This window comes from Flavobacterium cupriresistens (genome assembly GCF_020911925.1).
In the GTDB taxonomy this organism is placed as follows: domain Bacteria; phylum Bacteroidota; class Bacteroidia; order Flavobacteriales; family Flavobacteriaceae; genus Flavobacterium; species Flavobacterium cupriresistens.
The window spans coordinates 3777255-3798228 of record NZ_CP087134.1 but is presented as its reverse complement, the minus strand read 5'-3'; the positions used below and the strand labels follow the sequence as shown (position 1 = coordinate 3798228).

Genomic DNA, 20974 nt, shown 5'->3' with positions numbered 1-20974 from the left:
AGTATAGAACAAAGAATATAGAGCATAGAATATTAGGATGTAGAGCAAGGAAAAAACTCCAATCTATATTCTGTACTCTATTCTCTCCCCACATTCTAAATAAAAAAAATAATACCTACATTAAATTTATGAGAGCATTGGTTATTTCAGGTGGAGGCAGTAAAGGAGCATTTGCGGGTGGTGTGGCACAATATTTAATAGAAGAGAAGAAACACGAATACGATATGTTCTTAGGAACTTCAACAGGGAGTTTGTTAATTCCGCACCTGGCTCTGGGGCATTTGAAAAAAATCCACTGGGTTTACACCAATGTTACCATGTCTAAAATTTTTAATATCTGTCCGTTTGTTGTGAAAGTCAAAGATGGGATTGACATCGTAACCATCAATCATTTTAATGTTTTACGTCAATTTTTTAGAGGAAAAAGGACTTTTGGAGAGAGTAAAGGACTACAAAAGTACATCAAAAACAATTTTTCGATAGCCGATTTCAATAAGCTCAAAAAACTTAAGAGTGATGTTATTGTTACCGTTACCAATTTAACCAAAAACGAGGCAGAATATAAGTCCGTTAAAGACTGTACGTACGAAGAGTTTTGCGACTGGACTTGGATTTCAAGCAATTATATTCCGTTTATGAGTTTAGTCACCAAAAACAATTACGAATATGGAGACGGAGGTTTCTCGAGTTTGGTACCCATACGTGAAGCCATAAATCGTGGCGCAACCGAAATTGATGTGATCATTCTGGAAACAGAAGTTAATATGGATAAAATGGTAATCGGCAAAAACCCGTTTTCCCTGATGATTGATTTATTCCGAATTGCTCTGGATCAGGTAGAAAAGCATGATATCGCAATTGGAAAACTAATGGCCAGCAATAAAAATGTAAAATTAAATCTATACTACACACCAACAAAACTCACAAATAACGCTTTGATTTTCAATAGAGAAGTTATGAAAGTGTGGTGGGAGCAAGGTTATGAATATGCACAGAATAAATCTGAAATTATGAGTGATAATAAGTAGTTTGTAATTTTATAAAGAATAGAAGCATTATTTTCCATTGCCTCCTGCTTTAGCTGGAGGTATGCAGATTGAGAAGTACAAAATTGGCTTTAGCCTAATTGACTAACAATTTTGGCTTAAGCCTTTAAAATTTTAAATTAAATTATATTCCTCCAGCTAAAGCACAATGTCATTAAGTTAAGAGATTTTTCACGCAGATTTTGCAGATTCTGCGGATTTTTTTATTTCATCCCGCTAAAATCTGCGTGAGACTTTTTTTGATAATCCTTAACTTAATGACATTGAGGTAAAGCAGGAGGCAATTTAAAACAATACTTCCATTTTTTTTGATTGTTTATAGCTTCTTAAGCCAGCCCAAGTTGCGGCAGCAACACACTTTTATGTTTGTCTTTATTTAGCAAGCGAAGATAAAAATATCCAGTCCCTGCTATCCCCATCATCAGTCCCGGCGTATACTGTCCGCTACTTAATCCTGTAGACCATTGAATATTATTGTTTGGATATTTGCTAATACCGGCGTTCCCGACAGCTTCTGCCAGTTGTTGGTATTCCATTCCTCCACAATCCATCATAATATCTGCATTTCCTGCTATGCCATGACAAATAGAGTAATTGGTACTCGTCAGATTTTCCATTAGCCCCTGATAAACAGAATTAGCGGTAGTCGCGAGTGCAATATTCATTTCGTTTGTAAAAACAGGATTTGAATCTAATTGATTTGCTTTTAATCTTGAAATTGTAATCCCGGGAGCTCCGTGGCACCAGGCTAGTCCACATACATTGGTTGTGGTGCTTGCGACCACATCGTCTCTAAAGTCAGGCCAGTTTTGTTGTGTGTTATCAAAAGACTGGCGTTCGTAATTAAAACCACCTTCAGCGGCTTCCATAAATGCGGGGTTTCCCGTTACTTTATACAATTGCAATAACGCTAAAGCTATTCCTGAGGAGCCGTGTGAGAAACCTGTTAGATTTTTTTGTGAAGGAACCGTAGCCCATGACCAAACAGTATTATTTTTAACAGCCGCATCACACAATAAATGCCCTAATGCAATTGCTTTATCCAGTAATTCCGATTTTTTAAAAACAGTATAAACATCCAGCAGCACCGGTATTGTTCCGGCAGCACCACTTATAATATCAATTTCATAGGATTGAAGCGATTCAGAAGGAATGCTATCGAGTAAATCAAGTCCCTCTTGTACCCAATCTGTTCTGTTTAATTCTTTTCCAATTTTGATTAATGCCGCTGCGATCCCGGGTTTTCCAGCATAGAATCCGTGACTAATAGCAGCATACATGGTACTTTTCATTTGTTCAATGCTGCCTTCTATTGTTTGGAGCAAAATCGGGTCTTCTCTTTCCGTATACAAAGCCGTCAAAAATAAAGCAATACCCGCTGTACCTGAGTAAACATCCGGTCCAAAAGTTCTGATCACGGGTTGATACGTACCATTCAAAGGCTCAAATGAATACCCTTGCCAGGTACAGGATTTATCATGCCAGATACTGGTTTTCATTAAATTAGTTCCGATATTCCATGCCGTTTCAAGGAAAATATTTTTATTGGTCTGATCCATAATTCTTTCTTTTAATTGAATAGTATTTTTGTTCCTTTATTGAGAAAAGTCGTTTTCGGGTCTATTCCTCTTTGTAGAAAAGTGCTTCCAATTTCGTTAACAACAGCTGTAGCCACCAGTTTTTTGTGTGTAGTTCGGAAGAGGGTTTCAGCTAGTATGGTCACTCTGTTCATTCCGAAACTTTCATTCTCATTTGGACTTTCAGCCATACCAACTCCTTTGGCATACGGATAAGCAAAAAGAGGTACATCTTCTTCAAGGTAGTCTTCCATTTCGTTACAAATTTCAGGCAGTAACATTTTGATTATAGGAATCATAGTCTCTTCTATATAAAGCACTGCTGCATCTCTTCGAAAGTACAAATCAGGGTGATTAAGGCATTTAAAGAGAAACGGAATCGAATAATAGTTAAGTTTTTCAGTAATGCATTTTATAAGTTTTGGCGCACCATCGCTGTTACAATTCCAATATATTCTCGTAAAATTTTGAAACGGATTCATGGATTGATCGCTAAAAACATAATAAAAAGTAGGTTGCCTCTGCCTGTCTTCTTTTGAAAATAAAACCGAAACCGTTTGCCCGATTTCCGCAGTTGATCCGGACGGAAAATCTACTAAATGAGAAGCGTGTATGACTTGCAGTTCGCTCTGTTTTGTTACTTCTAAATACCCATTCGGATGTATGTTTTTTACAATCCAATCCTTTTCTGTTCTGTTTTTACTTAGATTATTTTGAGAAAGCAATTCCAAAAAAGAGTCATTAGAGTCCGTAAAATGGAGCGCTCTTTCCTTCTGACCTGTCTGATAGCTTTCTTTTAAGGCATAACATTCGGAATACAATATGCTAATGAGACTGCTCATTGCATTCTCAGGTGTAATAGCATACTGTTTTTCTCTAAATTGGAGAAAAGAGTCTGAAATATGAAGTTGACTAATTAGTCGCGTAAGTTCTTTAACGATGGTTTTATCCTGGAACATAATCTTGTTGTAGTTTTATATTAAACAATTCCTGTAATGCGTTAAAAGGATTACTCATAATATTGAACGCCAATTGAATACAACGCATATTATTCGCTTCAATTTTTGAATTATAAGTAATTCCTTCTAAACTCGTCTGAATAATTCTGGCTGCTGTTAACTGAATTATTTTTGCCAAAATAGTACCATAATATGATTCAGGGTATTTTTGTATAGCCATATATTCATAAAGGAAAGCCTGTGCCGAAGATTGGGTGTTTTTGATATCGTAGGGTTGCATATACTCCGGTAATTGGTAACCGGCAGGGTCGTTATTATCAAATCCAAGGAGCCAAACACTGATATACGATTGCATGAGTCCGGCAACATCCCACAACGGATCGCCAATGTCAGCAAGTTCCCAATCGATAAGTTTTTGTGTAAAACCTTTTTCATCTTGAGTAACCATAAAGTTGATCCATTTGATATCACCGTGTATCAAGTGGGTGTAATTCCACGATATGGCCAAGTTTATTAATGCGTTTTGCAGGACCTGATTCTCTTTTATCAGGCTAATAATAGAAGTGCTTGCTTCATTGTTTACAAAAAATTGATCGGCATCGTATTTATCCAATTGTAATACCCACGGAAGGTTTTTTGGAAACATTGATGCAATTGATTTGTCTTCAGGTACAACATGACATGCTGATAATATAACAGCTTGCTCGCGGGCAAGGTTTAAGTCGAAGTTTTTGGTAAGCATATAATGCTCATATAAGTTTTTTGCATCATATAACAGTTCGGTTATCATTATATTAGCAACATCATCGTAATCCAATAGTTTAGGAACAACAGCTGCAATTGATGAAAATTCTGCCTTGTTTTTAAATAAAGTATAGGTATTGATTTCTCTTTGAAATAAACCGTCACTAACGATATCTTTTTGCATTTGCTTCACAAAAAGAGAATTCTCAGGACGGACTATTATTTTCATGATGGTATTTCTGGTCTTTACCGGATGTACCATAAAATTGCCTTTAATCACTGCCTCTTCATCAATAAGTTGGCGTTTATGTAGATACTGATATACGGTTTCTGGAGTTAATTGCATTACGTAAGATTTAAGGATTAAAAAACAATCGCAGGATTGTTTAGACCCTGCGATTTTTAAAATTAAATAGTATTAACAAATAAAAGGTATTCCGGTGCACGATGCCGTTGGGATACAAGACAAGGTTGGAACACACGATACAGTAGGCACACACTGATTTACCGGTAATGTCGGTATTGCAGCAGCATTACCCTGATAGTCAGCGCCTAAATGTCTGCATGCTATAGGATTCGTTGGGGCACAAATAAGTGTATAAGTACTTTGTTGTGTACTTCCCGCTTGAGCAGCAACACCATTACAAATAAATGGGATTCCGGTGCACGATACCGTTGGGATACAAGACACTGTCGGAATACAAGATACCGTAGGTATACATTGATTTACCGGTAATGTTGGAATTGCAGCTGCATCAGCAACAGCTCCTGTTGGTCTACATGCCATTGGCAATGTTGGAAAACACAATACCGTATGTGGTGGTCCTGCATTTACACCGCCAGTACTTTGAACAGCATCATTACAGATAAAAGGTATTCCTGTGCATGATATTGTTGGAATGCAAGAAACAGTAGGAATACAAGATGCTGTAGGAATACATTGACTTACAGGTAATGTTGGTATTGCAGCAGCATTTGCATCAGTAGCACTTAGTTGTCTGCATACCGGAGGATATGTTGGAAAACAAACTAATGTTCTGGCTTCGGCATTGGCAGTATTTCCAGCTTGAGCAGCGACACCATTACAAATAAACGGGATTCCGGTACACGATACCGTCGGAATGCAAGATACAGTAGGAATACAAGACACTGTAGGGATACATTGATTTACTGGTAGTGTAGGTATTGCAGCTGCATTTGCACCAGTATCTTGCTGTGTAAGACAAATAGGGGATATCCCTGTTACACATGATGTAATAGTTGGAATGCATTGTACAGTTGGTATCGGAAAGCATTTCGTAACCGGTATGGTTGGAAAAGCGGCCTGGCCGCTCAGATAGTTGTTGTAAATATCACCTTTCAACAACGGAGTAGCCGTATCGTCGCAGTGACATCCAGCATCTAAAGCACCACTGGCGTGTAACGTTAACAAACTTGTAAAATGAGAATCGTCAATATCACTTTCGATACCTGCTACTAATAATGGCACAGAGAATGTGTGGCTGAAATTAAAGCATTTCCATCCATAAAACGGAATGTCGATGCAAGGATTCAGAGCCAGATCAAAACTAAAAACACCGCCGGCTTCATTGAAGTTTGCGATGCTTATGGTAACTTTGAATTTACTAAAAGGCTGCCATGTAAAACTTACATTACTATTAAAACTAAAGCTTTTAGATACATTTCCGAAAGGAGTTCTTAATTCTATTGTGATCGTAACCTGACCTTTGACAGCACTGGTAGAGACACACGCGCTACATCCCAGAAATGATGGGGTACACCACTGTGAGGCAGCAAGGCTATCGTACCCTTCGTACACAGCCCCGTTTTCTACGTTAGAAATTTTAGTCATAACTTATTGGTTGATTTGTTACCTACTCTTTTTTAGGGTTTTTCGGCTTCCTTCCCTGTTTTTTGGTTGATTTGCTTATTGTTTGAAATAAATATGGACTATAACTTTTTCTCTTTAGCATGTAAACACATGATGGTTTTTATTGTCATATAATATTCTGATAATAAGATAAATAACAATTGACGCATGCTTTTCAGCTGTTATTAAGGAATAAAATTACTGGGGATGTAAACCTGTAAAGGAAGAAATGACACGAAGAGGGAGAATTTTTGTCACGAAAGCAGAAAAAATAGACATAAAAAAACTATTTCACGGCAATAAATACATATAAGTAATTAAAAATCAACTATTTAAAAAAGAACATCTAAGTGATTATTTGTGATTTATCGCGATGTAGTTATTGAAGTAATATGCCTTTTTTTTCTATAGTCCTGTCCTTTCGACGAAGCAGAAATCACATCCAATATTCGACAAAGATTAGAGCTTTTCTTTGCGGAATTTCTTGTGTGATTTCTGCTTCGTCGAAAGGACAAACCAAGGGTATTGTGTAAAATAAGGTGGAGTAGACAAACTAAATTTTAATCCTCATTTTTGTTACCGCTCCACAGATTTTGGGTTTGATCCGTAATCAGTGCAAATAGAAAATAAAAAAAGCACGCAGATCTAACGGATTAAGCGGATTCTCGCGGAATGCTATAATTAAAAATCTGCTACCCAAGCAATAGCGAACTGGCGAAGCAAATCTGCGTGAAAAAAAATCAGTGCGAATCTTTTTAATCTGTGACAAAAGAACAATTCGTAAACTTTTGTGAAATGACATTCAAATGAAAAAAAAGCGCGCGCAAATCCAGCGGATTAAACGGATTTTCGCCGCAGTGTTTCTGCTATAATCTGCTAAATCTGCGTGAAAAAAAATCAGTGCAAATCTTTTTAATCTGTGGCAAAAGAACAATTCGTGAACTTTTGTGAAATGACATTCAAATGAAAAAAAAAAAAAGCACGCAGATCCAGCGGATTAAACGGATTTTCGCCGCAGTGTTTCTGCTATAATCTGCTAGATCTGCGTGAAAAAAATCAGTGCAAATCTTTTTAATCTGTGACAAAAGAATAATTCGAGAAGATTCGTGAAATTCGTGGCAAAAAAACAACGATTTCAGACAATAAAGAAGAAAGAGAGAAAAAATTGAAAGATTGACCAAGTATCAATCTTTCAAAATAATTGGTTTACCACATTTCGGCAACTTCGTTTTTTATGTACCCCAAAGCTGCATTACTTGGAGACTGTTTTTCTAATAAATCGTTCAGAATTACTTCACGTAATTTATCAGCATTCTCAACACGGTCGCTCATTGCGGCTTTGCGAATAATTTGTATGGTTGAGTTTTTAGCAGTGGTAATAATAGTCCAGCATTCGTCGGACATATAAATCTGTTGCGTCAGATTGTGTTCAAATTCCTGTTCGATCTGATCAATTACAAAATTTTCATAATCGTGTTTTTCGTTAGAAATAGGAGCAATTCTAATCAATAACTTAGTCAGATTAATACGTTCTAAGTACAAAGTCATACGCTCGTATGCCTGTAAACGTATTGGTAAGGATTCTTTATGAGCCTGTTTGTTTAATAGAAAAGCACGTTTTCTATCGTTGTTTTTAATATGTAATTCAAAAAAACTGTAGGCTACAAATCCGGTAACGATAGCTGGTAAAGTATAACTGGCTAATTCTATAATTCGTGTAAAATCCATTTTCGTAATTTTTCAACAAAAATATACTTTTTGAGGAGAAATCCACTTTAAAATTATTGTAATAAACAAAATGGAAGGCTACTTTTGTTCCCGATTTATTAAACCTGCTGATACCCAACCAAAATGGAATCCTACTTAATTATTTTACTTTGTTTAGCTGCCTTTGCTGCAGGATTTATTGATGCCATAGTTGGAGGAGGAGGGCTGATTCAAACACCAATGGGCTTAATTTTGTTACCCAATTTACCTGTTTCTACCGTGATCGGAACTTTAAAAATTCCAGCTTTTAGCGGAACAGCGGTAGCCGCTTTTCAATACTTAAAAAATGTCGTAATTCAGTGGCGATTATTACTGATTATGATGGCGCTGGCAGTCCCTTCAGCTTTTTTGGGTTCGACTATTCTAACCCTTGTCAGCAATGATTTTATGAAACCGCTGCTATTGGTTGTTTTGTCTTTGTTATTTATTTATACCTATGTAAAGAAAAACTTCGGACAGCAGGTTGCCAAAGACCATTCAGCAACAACCCAGATATTATATGCTGTTGTAATAAGTATAATTATTGGATTCTACGACGGTTTTATCGGACCGGGAACAGGAAGTTTTCTGGTTGTGGCTTTTATAGCGCTTTTAGGTTTCGATTTTCTGCACGCTTCGGCGAATGCGAAAATGGTCAATCTGGCAACCAATTTTGGTTCTATTTGCCTGTTTATGATAAAAGGAAAAATCATCTGGACAATTGCCATACCAATGGCCATCTGTAATGGAATAGGAGGATGGGTTGGCGCCAAACTGGCCATTAATAAAGGAAACGGATTTATCAGGATCTTCTTCCTGGTGGTGGTAATTGGTACTTTGATTCGTTTTGCCTACGACGTATTTTACAAGTAAAGAGGCTAAGATAATAAGGCTCTAAGTTTCTGAGATTTCTTTTGAAGAAAAACTTAGAAACTTAGAGCCTTTGCTCTTTAATAACTTTAAAAAAGTGGTATACTAATTTTTAATAACCTTCAAAGTATCACTTTTACCCTCCGAATATACCTTCACAAAATACAGACCTGATTTTAAAGCACTAAAATCAATTTCTACATTGTCTTTGTTATAAGTACGACTAAATTGAAGTTGTCCTAGGATATTGTAAACCTGAACTTCAGTAATATCCTCACGATTCGAGATGGTATAATATTCTTTTACTGGATTTGGATAAGTCACCAAATTAGGCAAATTGTTTTCTTTTACTCCAAGTGCAGCAGAATATACGGTTACCGGTAATCTATAGCTGCTTTCTGTACCATTTATACTTTGTGACGCATAATAAGTTGTTCCGTTGACCAAAAGTGTTGTAGAAGGCAACAAAGTTTCAGTATCTGCGGCACTTTTGTTTGTTGTATTGTTATTGATACCACAATTGCTTTGCAAACTATACCATTTTAAAGCTGTTCCATCCACTTTAAGATCCGCCAAAGTCTGTCCGTTTGTGAAAGGCTGATAAATTTCGCCAGCAGGATTTGAACTTGAAGTACTGTTAGACGTCTTGTAGCGCACGATTCCACTTTTGTTAACGCCATCAAGTTTATCAAAATACCCGTAAAAAAGTAAATCTTCACAGTTTTGAATCGCAAACTCTTTAGAGCTATTATAGGTCGTACTGTCTGTTAATTTTCCATCCGAACTAAGCGTTACTTTTTTTGTTGAGTCAGTAGCGTAAGTAGCTAAGAATAAATTAATCTCTCCATTTTCATAAAAATCAGAACGATTAACTTTACTTGAAGCAAAAGAATAAGTACTAAAGGTAGGATCAGCCGAACCATCAGAATTCACTCTTGTCAAATAAAGATCTTCACCATTGGAACCAGTACGATATCGATCATAGTAGGTAATTAATAGTTTACCATCATTTAGTTCTTTTATTTTGGAGTAAGGATAGATTCCGGATTTGAAAGAAGCGTCTTTCGTACCGTCTTCATTTAATTTTAAAACCGGATAATAGGTATAATTAGGATTGTAATCCAGAAAGGAAACTAAAACTTTATTATCGGACAAAGGAGCTATTCTAAATGGCTTTTTGTATTGAACACTTTTGTAACCATTATCAAGTGAACCATCTGAATTAAATTGAATGATATTAAAGGAATAATAACTTCCTCCCGTGTTAATAAAAACACCATTTTCACCTATCATTAGAATTTTTCCATTACTTAAAAGTTGGATATCAGAAGGGTTGTAAGACACATACTGATCTATGTTAAAAGTAGGATCAATAGTACCATCAGGTTTTAATCTAATAATAGAGGTTGTACGACCATCTATCAACAGCGTACCATTATGAACCAATATAATTTTTCCGTCTTTCTGCTCCAAAATGCGATATGAACTGTCTGTATCCGCTAATATTCGAATCTTTGGATCCAGCTTAAAACTTGGATCGTAGGTACCATTTTGATTGAGTCGGCATATATTTCTCACTGGGATATCATTGTAGGTTGTGAAATTTCCAACCAATAAAACCTTTTGATCTAAAAGTACTTTCGATAAAAAAGGAGACGTTTCATTAAAAAATAAATTAGGACCTGAATGCGGATTAAAAGTCAAATCAAGACTTCCATCAACATTTATTCGATGTATATCAGCTCTTGTAATTCCTTGACTGTCTTTAAAACGAGCACTAATAATCATTTTATCCCCTTGAAACTGCAAAACTCCTTCGTTTAGGAAACCCACTGTATTAGTGTATTTAAAAGTGGGATCTGTTGATCCATCAGGATTCAGTCGAATAAATTTATAATAGTCAATATTAAGAATGATTTTATTGTCTTTTTGTATATAAACTTTTCTTATTCTTTGCTCTCTGTCTGTAAATAATTTAAACCCCGTATCTCTTGTACCATTAGCATTTAGTCTAACAATAGAGTAAGAAATGGTTCTGCCGTTTTCGACATAATTACATCCAACTGCTATTACTTTTCCATCAGGCTGCACGGCTATGTCATCGATAGTACTATTATCTGCCGTTTCAAAGCCATTTGTCACAAATTTTTGCACAGGATCGATAGTAGCAATTATCTTAAAAGTGGGGTCGATTTTCCCATCAGCAAAATATCGTGATGGTCTTGTTCCGCCTACAGCCACGTAATTTCCATCGTTCTGGATCACTATTTTTTTACCAGCAGATTTCCATTTAAAAGTAGGATCAAGACTTCCGTCCGCATTTAAGCGCACAAAACCTACAGCATAAACGTCATTCAAAGTATCAAACGCACCATAGAGAATGATTTTCCCATCGTCTTGATAAATGATATCATTGATTCTATAAGTATCGGTATTGGTGTTTTTTATAGTTGTAATAGTAAAACCTGTATTAAGCGTTCCATCTGCATGAAAGGCTTTTAACTTACCGCTGTAATCAAGCGTTAAAAAAGCACCATCTGATTTAGCAAATATCCGAATGTCTTTTGATGAAAAAGAAGCCGTCGTATTAAAAGTATTATCCCGGCTTCCATCCGGATTCAAAAGCAATACATTACATTCAACCTGCCCATTTTTATAGACGCTTAGTATTTTATTGTTTGGAAGCAGAACCGCACCGGATCCAATTTTTTGCTGATAAACTCCATCATCTTTGGGATTAAAAGTAGGATCTAGTCCCGGGTTCTGAGCCAGTAGTTTTAAACTTAAAAATAAAAGTAATAGTAGGTAAAATTTCTTCATAGACAGTTTTTTGTAGTTAGGATAAAAGTAAAATTTTATTCAATTAAATCCTGTTATTTTGCCTGAAATTTTAACATTTCTCACAACCTTTTTAGAAAAAATCAAAATCTTCTTTTTATAGTATGTTTTACTTCAAAAGCGAATATAAAATAAGCACGTTTTATTGTTTAGAACCTCAGAAACTTACTAGCTTATTAAAACTAGAATTCTTATTTTTGCCTAAATAGAAAAATTTCATGCAAAATTATATTGACCAGCTAAACGAAGCGCAAAGAGAACCCGTTTTACAAAAAGACGGGCCAATGATTATTATTGCTGGTGCAGGTTCAGGAAAAACCCGTGTTCTTACCATTAGAATTGCTTATCTGATGCATCAGGGTGTTGATGCTTTTAATATATTGTCGTTGACTTTTACGAACAAAGCAGCTCGTGAAATGAAACACAGGATCTCTGATATCGTAGGATCTGCTGAGGCAAAGAACCTTTGGATGGGGACATTTCACTCTATTTTTGCCCGTATCCTTCGTGCCGAATCAGACCATTTGGGATATCCGTCAAATTTTACGATTTATGACTCACAGGATTCTGCAAGGTTGATTTCTTCGATCATTAAAGAAATGCAATTGGATCGCGATGTCTATAAACCAAAACAGATTTTAGGCCGAATTTCAAATTATAAAAACAGTTTAATTACGGTAAAAGCCTATTTCAACGATCCTGAGTTGCAAGAAGCCGACGCTATGGCCAAAAGACCTAGGTTAGGAGAGATTTATCAGCAATATGTTGAAAGATGTTTCAAAGCCGGAGCAATGGACTTTGATGATTTGTTGTTGAAAACCAACGAATTGTTAACCCGTTTTCCGGAAGTTTTATCAAAATACCAAAACCGTTTTAGATATATTTTGGTTGATGAGTACCAGGATACCAATCACTCTCAATATTTGATTGTAAGAGCATTATCAGATAAATTTCAGAATATTTGCGTGGTAGGTGATGATGCGCAAAGTATCTATGCTTTCCGTGGAGCGAATATCAATAACATTCTGAATTTTCAGAAGGATTATGAAGGGGTAAAAATGTTCCGATTGGAGCAAAATTACCGTTCTACCCGAAATATTGTAGAAGCGGCCAATACCATTATCGATAAGAATAAAACGAAACTGGATAAAATTGTTTGGACCGCAAATGATTTCGGACCAAAAATCAAAGTACACCGAAGCTTGACCGATGCCGAGGAAGGTCGATTTGTGGCCAGTACAATTTTCGAACAAAAAATGCAAAATCAGTTGCATAATGGTTCCTTCGCTATTTTGTATCGTACCAATGCGCAGTCGCGTGCGATGGAGGATGCTTTGAGAAAACGTGATATTCCGTATCGAATTTATGGTGGTTTGTCTTTCTACCAACGTAAAGAAATCAAAGACGTTTTGTGTTATTTACGTTTGGTTATCAACCCAAAAGACGAAGAAGCATTGATTCGTGTGATCAATTATCCGGCTCGTGGAATTGGAGATACAACGGTCGAAAAATTAACTATTGCTGCCAATCATTACAAAAGATCGATTTGGGAAGTAATGGTAAACATCGATAAAATTGATTTGAAACTGAATACAGGAACCAAAAACAAGTTGAAAGATTTTGTGACCATGATCCAGAGTTTTCAGGTTATTGATCAGAATCAGGATGCTTTTTATATTACAGACCACGTAGCCAAAAAAACAGGTTTAGTACAAGAGCTTAAAAAAGATGCTACTCCGGAAGGAATGGCTAAAGTTCAAAATATCGAAGAACTTTTAAATGGTATAAAAGACTTCACCGAAGGCCAGAGAGAAATTGACGGCGCAAGAGGTGCTTTGTCTGAATTTATGCAGGATGTTGCCCTTGCTACCGACTTAGACAACGATACAACCGATGAAGATCGTGTCGCTTTAATGACCATTCACTTAGCAAAAGGATTGGAATTTCCTCATGTTTTTGCAGTCGGAATGGAAGAAGATTTGTTTCCGAGTGCCATGAGTATGAGTACCCGAAGCGAACTGGAAGAAGAGCGACGTTTATTTTACGTAGCCCTGACACGTGCCGAACATCAAGCGTACTTAACGTATGCACAATCGCGTTACCGCTGGGGAAAATTAACCGATAGTGAGCCTTCCCGATTTATTGAAGAAATTGATGCGCAATACCTCGAATATTTAACTCCCGCAGAAACGAATTACAGATACAAGTCCCCGATTGACGGCGATATTTTTGGAGATATTGACAAATCAAAATTACGACTGGCAAAACCGATTGGAAGTACTCCACCGAAACAGCACACTAATAATGAGCCAAGACCGGATTCTAATGTCCGCAAGTTGAAACCGGTTGCAGGAACGAATCCAAACAGTAGTGCTCCAAATTTATTCGATAATAAATTGACAATCGGAAATGTCGTAATGCACGAACGTTTTGGTAGAGGAGAGGTAGTCAATCTGGAAGGAGTTGGTCCCGATAAAAAAGCCGAAATTAAATTTGAAGTAGGCGGACTCAAGAAATTATTACTTCGATTTGCTAAATTAGACGTGGTAGGATAACAAGGAATTTGTTTTAAGTTTCAGGTTTAAAGTTTCAAGTTCTCATCACAAGTCCTTAAACGTAAAACATGAAACGTAAAACATGAAACGTGAAACGTGAAACTTTAAACTTTAAACGTGAAACCAGAAACTGTAAACAAAAAAACTCATGGCAGAATTTATAAAAATATACCCCGATAAACCAAGTGAAGCTGCAATAGCCAAAGTGGTAAAAGTACTTCAGAATGGTGGTCTGGTAATCTATCCAACAGATACGGTGTACGGATTGGGTTGTGATATTACCAATTCCCGTGCGTTGGAAAAAATAGCAAAAATAAAAGGCGTAAAGCTGGAGAAAGCAAACTTCTCCTTCATTTGTCATGATTTAAGCAATTTATCCGATTATGTGAGACAAATTGATACGTCAACGTTTAAAATCCTGAAACGGGCGCTGCCGGGACCTTATACTTTTATTTTGCCGGGAAATAACAATTTACCAAAAGAATTTAAGAAGAAAACCACTGTCGGTATTCGTGTGCCGGATAATAATATTGTTTTAGAAATAGTGAGACAGCTAGGAAACCCAATTGTTTCTACTTCGATACGTGATGAGGATGATGTAATTGAATATACAACAGATCCTGAACTCATTTTTGAAAAATGGCAAAACCTGGTAGATCTTGTTATTGACGGAGGTTATGGAGATAACGTTGGTTCAACAATTATAGATTTATCTGAACATGAGCCTGTAATTATCAGAGAAGGAAAAGGAGATATTGATATTCTGTAAAAAATAAAAGAATACAATTTTAGTATAACAAAGAATGGTTTGATTAATTTACTTGTGAATTAATTAAACCATTTTTCTTTTATTTAAAAAAACTGAGTAATCCGGAATACACTTTCAGACGGATCGTTTTTACATTTACAAGCAAGAGAGTAACTCAAATATTGAAAAACATCGTTTTTCTGAGTAAATGGGAAGAAAAGAAAGTGGGGGATATGATGCTGTTAAACGATACAATACAGCAATAAAAATCTAATTTGCAGCTATAAATTGAAACCTTAATAGTGCTTTTGTAAAAAAAAACTTAAAACGTATCGTAATTTAAAAATAATAACTAACTTTAATATCAGTTAAAATTTAGTTAGTTAATTAAAAATAATGCTATTCTTGATTTATATTTAATTGGTTATTAAACAAAGTTAAGAATACATAAAAGCAGGTCGTTCGACCTGCTTTTTCTGTTTAAAAATGATATGGAAATAAAGAATTATTTCGATTGTTTTTTCATTTCTTTTTCAATCATATCGTAGAATTGATCGATTTTTGGCATAACCACAATACGAGTTCTTCTGTTACGAGCTTTATTTTCAGGAGTATCATTTGCAACTAAAGGCACATATGAACTTCTACCTGCAGCAATTAATTTCGCTGGATTTACACCAAGATCGTTTGTTAATACACGTACAATAGCAGTAGAACGTTTCACACTTAAATCCCAGTTGTCTAAGATAATTCCGTTGCTTTTGTAAGGAACGTCATCTGTATGACCTTCAACCATACATTCAAAGTCCGGTTTGTCATTTACAACTTTAGCCACTTTAGCCAAAACTGTTTTTGCTTTATCACTTACGTCATAACTACCACTTTTAAATAATAATTTATCTGCAATAGAAATAAATACAACTCCTTTTTCAACGTTGATTTCGATGTCCGGATCGTTGATTCCAACTGCTCCTTTTAAGCTTGTTACTAAAGCCAACGTCACACTGTCTTTTTTAGTTAAAGCATCCTGAAGTCTTGATATTTTTAAATCTTTCTCTTTTAAACTTTCTAAAGATTTCTCTAGATTTTCAGCTCCTTTTGTAGTTAATACAGTCAAATCTTTAGAACTGTTTATTAAGTCCTGGTTGTGTGATTTATAACTTTCAGCAGTAGCTGCTAAGCCCGCTTTCTCTTCCAAACATGAATTAAGTTTTACAGTACAAGAATTTAATAAGTCTTGAGTCTCTTTGTTTTTAGCTTCTAATGCCGCGTATTGTTTTTTCGAAACACACGAAGTTAAAGCCATTAATACGGATAGTGCAATTACTATTTTTCTCATAATTTTAATTTAATTAGACGTTGATTACAAATTTAGTTTTTAATATATTGAATTCTGTTAAAGATTTCTTTAAATAATGTCAATTTTTCCACGTAATACAAGTAAACGATACTTTTGACACTATAGTATTGTTGGATCTGAAAATCTTTTCTTTTTCTTTTATACGCAAAAAACAGGCCATAAAATGAGAAATGCGCTTTCAAAATCGCAATAGCGTGCTGAAATTTTCCTTGAAAAAGAAAACGTACCCCCGCAATTCCGTCTAAAACCATTCGGACGAAAAGAGTGGAGAGTAACCCTTTTTTCGGAAGGTTTTTTACCATCATTAGTAACGAGTTCCTGAAATTCAGATAGGTTTTTCTTGGATTTCCTTGTTGTAAAGTCGCGCCTCCCACATGATACACTATCGATTGTGAATTGTATTTAATAATATACCCTTCATTTAAAGCACGCCAGCACAAATCGATTTCCTCCTGATGCGCAAAAAAAGCAGCATCAAAACCCTCTAATTCATGATAAACAGTCCTTCTAATAAAAAAACAAGCCCCGGAAGCCCAGAATAATTCGCAATTATCATCGTATTGACCATTGTCTTTCTCAATCGTTTCAAAAATACGTCCACGACAGTAAGGATATCCATATTTGTCTAAAAAACCACCCGCTGCACCGGCGTATTCGAAATATTCTTTATTTTTAAAGTCCAGAATTTTAGGTTGAATAATAGCCGTTTGCTTTTCACTGTCAAACATTTCTATAATAGGTTTCAACCAATTTTCTGTTACCTCGATATCTGAATTGACTAAAGCGTATAGTTCGGCGTCAATATGTTGTAAAGCATCGTTGTATCCTTTCGCAAAACCATGATTGCCATCATTTTTGACAATCTTTATGGTTGGGAAGTTTTCTTTGACGAAATTTATAGAATTGTCCGTTGAAGCATTATCTGCAACATAAATAGTGGCTTCTGCCGAAAATTGGATGACAGAAGGTAAAAACTGCTCTAACAATTTTACTCCATTCCAATTTAAAATTACGACTGCTATTTTATCCAAAAGTATTTTTTTATAATTTATTAAAATTTATTTATAGTCCGGAAGCGATGGTAAAAACGCATATTTCTCGTTTTCAAAGTCCATTTGACAATAATAATGATTCAGACCGTTCGTAACATTCAAAAACCGTGCCTGCATTGTCATATTATAACGGGCAACCTGGTCAAAAGTTGCCTGCGATATTTTTACTTCAGGCGCTTTGCACTCTACCAATATATGTATAGAACCATCAGAATTAAAGACCACAACATCGTAACGCTTTCGCAATCCATTGACTGTCATGACTTTTTCCACATTTATAAGTGATTTGGGGTATTTTTTCTCCTTCATTAAAAAATGGACGACATGCTGACGCACCCATTCTTCCGGGGTAAGAATGATGAATTTTTTCCTGATTTCATCAAAAATAGACACTTTATTTTCGCTATTTTTGAATCGGAAAGTATAAGTAGGGAAATTTAATTTTAGCATAAAGCAAAAATATAAAATTGTTGCAGGTTTCAAGTTTAAAGTTTCAAGTTATTGGAGCGTAAACTTGAAACCTGCAACTTGAAACATCAAAATGAATGGATGAAGTTGTAAAAATTGTAAATGATATAAAAGCCGGAAATATTAAGCCAATTTATTTTTTAATGGGTGAAGAGCCTTATTATATTGATAAGTTAGCAGAGTACATGGAGAAAAATCTACTTGCAGAAGAGGAGAAAGGATTCAACCAGACTGTTTTATACGGAAGAGATGTTTCTGTCGAGGATATTGTTTCAACGGCTAAGCGCTATCCGATGATGGCTGATCGTCAGGTTGTTATAGTGAAAGAAGCGCAGGACTTATCCAGAACTATTGACAAAATAGAATCTTATGTTGTCAATCCTATGGAAACTACGGTTTTAGTCTTTTGTTACAAATACAAAACACTTGATAAACGTAAAAAAGTAACCAAACTATTAGCTCAAAAAGGAGTTGTCTTTGAAAGTAAAAAATTATACGAAAATCAGGTTGGTGACTGGATCAAACGGGTATTAGCGGGAAAAAAATATACAATTGACCCCAAAGCAAATGCCATGCTGGTTGAATTTTTAGGTACCGATTTAAGTAAAATCAATAATGAACTTGAAAAATTACAGATTATTTTGCCACAAGGAACTGTAATTACGCCACAACATATTGAAGAAAATATTGGTTTCAGTAAAGACTACAATGTTTTTGAATTAAGAAAGGCAATCGGAGAGCGCAATCAGATTAAAGCGTACAAGATTGCAGAAAACTTTGCTCACAATCCAAAAGAATACCCGCTGGTAATGACAACCGGACTGGTATTTGGATTTTTTATACAACTACTGAAATACCACGGACTTAAAGACAAGAATCCGAAAAATGTAGCTACAGCCATCGGAGTAAATCCTTATTTTCTAAAGGAATACGACCTGGCGATAAAGAATTACCCGATGCGAAAAGTAAGTCAAATAATAGGCGCATTACGCGATATTGATGTAAAAAGTAAAGGAGTTGGGGCGAATGCATTACCTCAATCAGATTTGTTAAAAGAAATGCTTTACAAAATATTTAATTAAGCCATGAAAATTCACGATATTTGCATTTCCAAAAAAATTAAAATAATCTAGATTAAAAAATAATTCACAATTATGGGAATGAATAAAAATACTGTTTTAGGATGGGCTACTTTTATAATGATACTTATGGGATTGTTATTAATAGGTCTTGGAGCTTTTAGATATAGTGATGTTTCGGGTTGGGGATTTGGAGCTGTAGGCGTTGGTTTCTTTGCTAATGCATGGGTTTTTAATGCTTTAAAAGGTAGAGTTTAAAATAAAAATATAGAAATTTAAAAAATAGATCATAATGTCAGACGATAAGAAAGTAATTTTCTCCATGTCAAAATTGAGTAAAACCTACTCAAGCAGTGACAAACAAGTACTAAAGAATATTTATTTAAGCTTTTTTTATGGAGCTAAAATTGGTATTTTAGGTTTAAATGGTTCCGGAAAATCTTCTCTTTTGAAGATTATTGCCGGAGTTGATAAGAATTATCAGGGTGATGTAGTTTTTGCTCCGGGTTATACTGTTGGTTATTTAGAGCAAGAACCACAATTAGACGAAACGAAAACAGTTATTGATATTGTTCGTGAAGGAGTTGCCGAAACTATGGCAGTTTTAGAAGAATACAACAACATTAATGATTTATTTGGTCTTCCTGAAAATTACGAAGATGCGGATAAAATGGACAAATTAATGGACCGTCAAGCAGCTTTACAAGATAAAATTGATGCGCTTGGAGCTTGGGAAATTGATACCAAATTAGAAATCGCAATGGATGCTTTACGTACTCCGGACGGAGATACGCCAATTAAAAACCTTTCTGGAGGAGAGCGTCGTCGTGTTGCTTTATGTCGTTTGTTGTTGCAACAACCTGATGTATTGTTATTGGATGAGCCTACCAACCACTTAGATGCAGAAAGTGTACTTTGGTTAGAGCAACACTTAGCGCAATATGCCGGAACTGTTATCGCGGTAACGCACGATAGATACTTCCTGGATAATGTAGCGGGTTGGATTCTTGAATTAGACAGAGGAGAAGGTATTCCATGGAAAGGAAATTATTCTTCTTGGTTGGATCAAAAATCAAGCAGAATGGCATTAGAAGAAAAAGTAGCTTCTAAGCGTCGTAAAAACTTAGAGCGCGAGTTGGACTGGGTTCGTCAAGGAGCAAAAGGGCGTCAGACAAAACAAAAAGCTCGTTTACAGAATTACGACAAATTATTAAACGAAGATCAAAAACAACTGGATGAAAATCTGGAAATCTATATTCCAAACGGACCTCGTTTAGGAACAAATGTGATTGAAGCTAAAAATGTGGCAAAAGCGTTTGGAGATAAATTATTGTATGATAATTTGAATTTCACTTTACCACAAGCCGGAATTGTTGGAATTATCGGACCAAACGGTGCCGGTAAATCTACGATTTTCAGAATGATTATGGGAGAGCAGGAAACCGACAGCGGAGAATTTTCTGTTGGTGAAACCGTAAAAATCGCTTATGTAGATCAATCACACTCTAACATTGACCCAAACAAAACAATCTGGGAAAATTTCTGCGATGGTCAGGAATTAATCATGATGGGCGGACGTCAGGTAAACTCTCGTGCTTACCTAAGCCGTTTTAACTTTGGAGGAAGCGATCAGAACAAAAAAGTCGCTATGCTTTCGGGTGGTGAGCGTAACCGTTTGCACTTGGCCATGACACTAAAAGAAGAAGGAAACGTACTTTTATTAGATGAGCCTACGAATGATTTGGATGTAAATACACTTCGTGCACTTGAGGAAGGTCTTGAAAACTTCGCGGGTTGTGCTGTAGTAATTTCGCACGACAGATGGTTCTTGGACAGAATTTGTACTCACATTCTTGCCTTTGAAGGAGAATCTGAAGTGTACTACTTCGAAGGTGGATTCTCTGAATACGAAGAAAACAAAAAGAAACGTTTAGGTGGTGATTTAACTCCAAAACGTTTGAAATACAAAAAATTAATCAGAAACTAAATTCCTGGGGGAATTTAAATTTCAAATTTTATAAATTCCAAATTCCAATCTTTAAAGGTTGGGGTTTGGGATTTT

At 35.7% G+C, this 20974-nt stretch carries 16 protein-coding genes; 7 read left to right on the top strand and 9 right to left on the bottom strand.

The features are described from left to right. Positions 1 to 128 precede the first annotated feature (128 nt). Positions 129 to 1028: a patatin-like phospholipase family protein gene (locus LNP23_RS16145; protein ID WP_230001962.1), complete on the top strand. Its 900-nt coding sequence runs from the start codon at positions 129 to 131 to the stop codon at positions 1026 to 1028. A 344-nt stretch (positions 1029 to 1372) separates the two neighbouring features. Here LNP23_RS16145 and LNP23_RS16140 read toward each other — a convergent pair whose 3' ends face one another. The 5 genes from LNP23_RS16140 to LNP23_RS16120 form a co-directional block, all read right to left on the bottom strand. Then, the gene (locus LNP23_RS16140; RefSeq protein ID WP_230001961.1) at positions 1373 to 2605 is read right to left on the bottom strand and encodes a lanthionine synthetase LanC family protein; all 1233 of its coding nucleotides are present in this window, start codon (positions 2603 to 2605) and stop codon (positions 1373 to 1375) included. 11 nt (positions 2606 to 2616) lie between these two features. After that, complete coding sequence (locus LNP23_RS16135; protein WP_230001960.1) at positions 2617 to 3582, bottom strand: T3SS effector HopA1 family protein; 966 nt, start codon at positions 3580 to 3582, stop codon at positions 2617 to 2619. Continuing rightward, positions 3569 to 4672 (bottom strand): phosphotransferase family protein, encoded by a 1104-nt coding sequence (locus LNP23_RS16130; protein ID WP_230001959.1) that lies wholly within the window; start codon positions 4670 to 4672, stop codon positions 3569 to 3571. The genes LNP23_RS16135 and LNP23_RS16130 overlap by 14 nt, the downstream gene beginning before the upstream one ends. Before the next feature lie 72 nt (positions 4673 to 4744). Next, positions 4745 to 6178: a hypothetical protein gene (locus LNP23_RS16125; protein ID WP_230001958.1), complete on the bottom strand. Its 1434-nt coding sequence runs from the start codon at positions 6176 to 6178 to the stop codon at positions 4745 to 4747. A 1224-nt stretch (positions 6179 to 7402) separates the two neighbouring features. Continuing rightward, positions 7403 to 7924, bottom strand: a complete 522-nt coding sequence (locus LNP23_RS16120; protein WP_047775235.1) for a DUF7935 family protein — start codon at positions 7922 to 7924, stop codon at positions 7403 to 7405. 123 nt (positions 7925 to 8047) lie between these two features. Between LNP23_RS16120 and LNP23_RS16115 the strand changes: the two genes are divergently transcribed. Further along, the gene (locus tag LNP23_RS16115) at positions 8048 to 8815 is read left to right on the top strand and encodes a sulfite exporter TauE/SafE family protein (RefSeq protein ID WP_230001957.1); all 768 of its coding nucleotides are present in this window, start codon (positions 8048 to 8050) and stop codon (positions 8813 to 8815) included. 102 nt (positions 8816 to 8917) lie between these two features. On the opposite strand, the gene LNP23_RS16110 is transcribed toward LNP23_RS16115, so the two are convergent. Next, positions 8918 to 11632 (bottom strand): T9SS type A sorting domain-containing protein, encoded by a 2715-nt coding sequence (locus LNP23_RS16110; RefSeq protein WP_230001956.1) that lies wholly within the window; start codon positions 11630 to 11632, stop codon positions 8918 to 8920. Between the two features lie 236 nt (positions 11633 to 11868). Between LNP23_RS16110 and LNP23_RS16105 the strand changes: the two genes are divergently transcribed. Together LNP23_RS16105 and LNP23_RS16100 are read left to right on the top strand one after the other, a co-directional pair. Further along, the gene (locus LNP23_RS16105) at positions 11869 to 14205 is read left to right on the top strand and encodes an ATP-dependent helicase (RefSeq protein ID WP_230001955.1); all 2337 of its coding nucleotides are present in this window, start codon (positions 11869 to 11871) and stop codon (positions 14203 to 14205) included. Between the two features lie 148 nt (positions 14206 to 14353). Further along, positions 14354 to 14974 (top strand): L-threonylcarbamoyladenylate synthase, encoded by a 621-nt coding sequence (locus LNP23_RS16100; RefSeq protein WP_047775227.1) that lies wholly within the window; start codon positions 14354 to 14356, stop codon positions 14972 to 14974. Positions 14975 to 15458: 484 nt separating this feature from the next. Here LNP23_RS16100 and LNP23_RS16095 read toward each other — a convergent pair whose 3' ends face one another. The 3 genes from LNP23_RS16095 to LNP23_RS16085 are packed head-to-tail and all read right to left on the bottom strand — an operon-like array spanning position 15459 to position 17815. Continuing rightward, entirely contained in the window at positions 15459 to 16292 is an 834-nt protein-coding gene (locus tag LNP23_RS16095; RefSeq protein WP_047775225.1) for an OmpA/MotB family protein, read from the bottom strand. Positions 16293 to 16324: 32 nt separating this feature from the next. After that, positions 16325 to 17344: a glycosyltransferase family 2 protein gene (locus tag LNP23_RS16090; RefSeq protein WP_230001954.1), complete on the bottom strand. Its 1020-nt coding sequence runs from the start codon at positions 17342 to 17344 to the stop codon at positions 16325 to 16327. Positions 17345 to 17371: 27 nt separating this feature from the next. Continuing rightward, complete coding sequence (locus LNP23_RS16085) at positions 17372 to 17815, bottom strand: type I restriction enzyme HsdR N-terminal domain-containing protein (protein WP_230001953.1); 444 nt, start codon at positions 17813 to 17815, stop codon at positions 17372 to 17374. A gap of 95 nt (positions 17816 to 17910) precedes the next feature. Between LNP23_RS16085 and holA the strand changes: the two genes are divergently transcribed. The 3 genes from holA to ettA all read left to right on the top strand — a co-directional run bounded on the left by holA (position 17911) and on the right by ettA (position 20899). Beyond that, positions 17911 to 18915, top strand: coding sequence for a DNA polymerase III subunit delta (gene holA, locus LNP23_RS16080; protein ID WP_230001952.1), 1005 nt, complete (start codon positions 17911 to 17913; stop codon positions 18913 to 18915). Positions 18916 to 18987: 72 nt separating this feature from the next. Then, complete coding sequence (locus LNP23_RS16075; protein WP_047775219.1) at positions 18988 to 19170, top strand: CAL67264 family membrane protein; 183 nt, start codon at positions 18988 to 18990, stop codon at positions 19168 to 19170. Between the two features lie 34 nt (positions 19171 to 19204). Then, a complete protein-coding gene (gene ettA, locus LNP23_RS16070) occupies positions 19205 to 20899 on the top strand; it encodes an energy-dependent translational throttle protein EttA (RefSeq protein ID WP_047775217.1) in 1695 nt (564 codons plus the stop codon). Positions 20900 to 20974 lie beyond the last annotated feature (75 nt).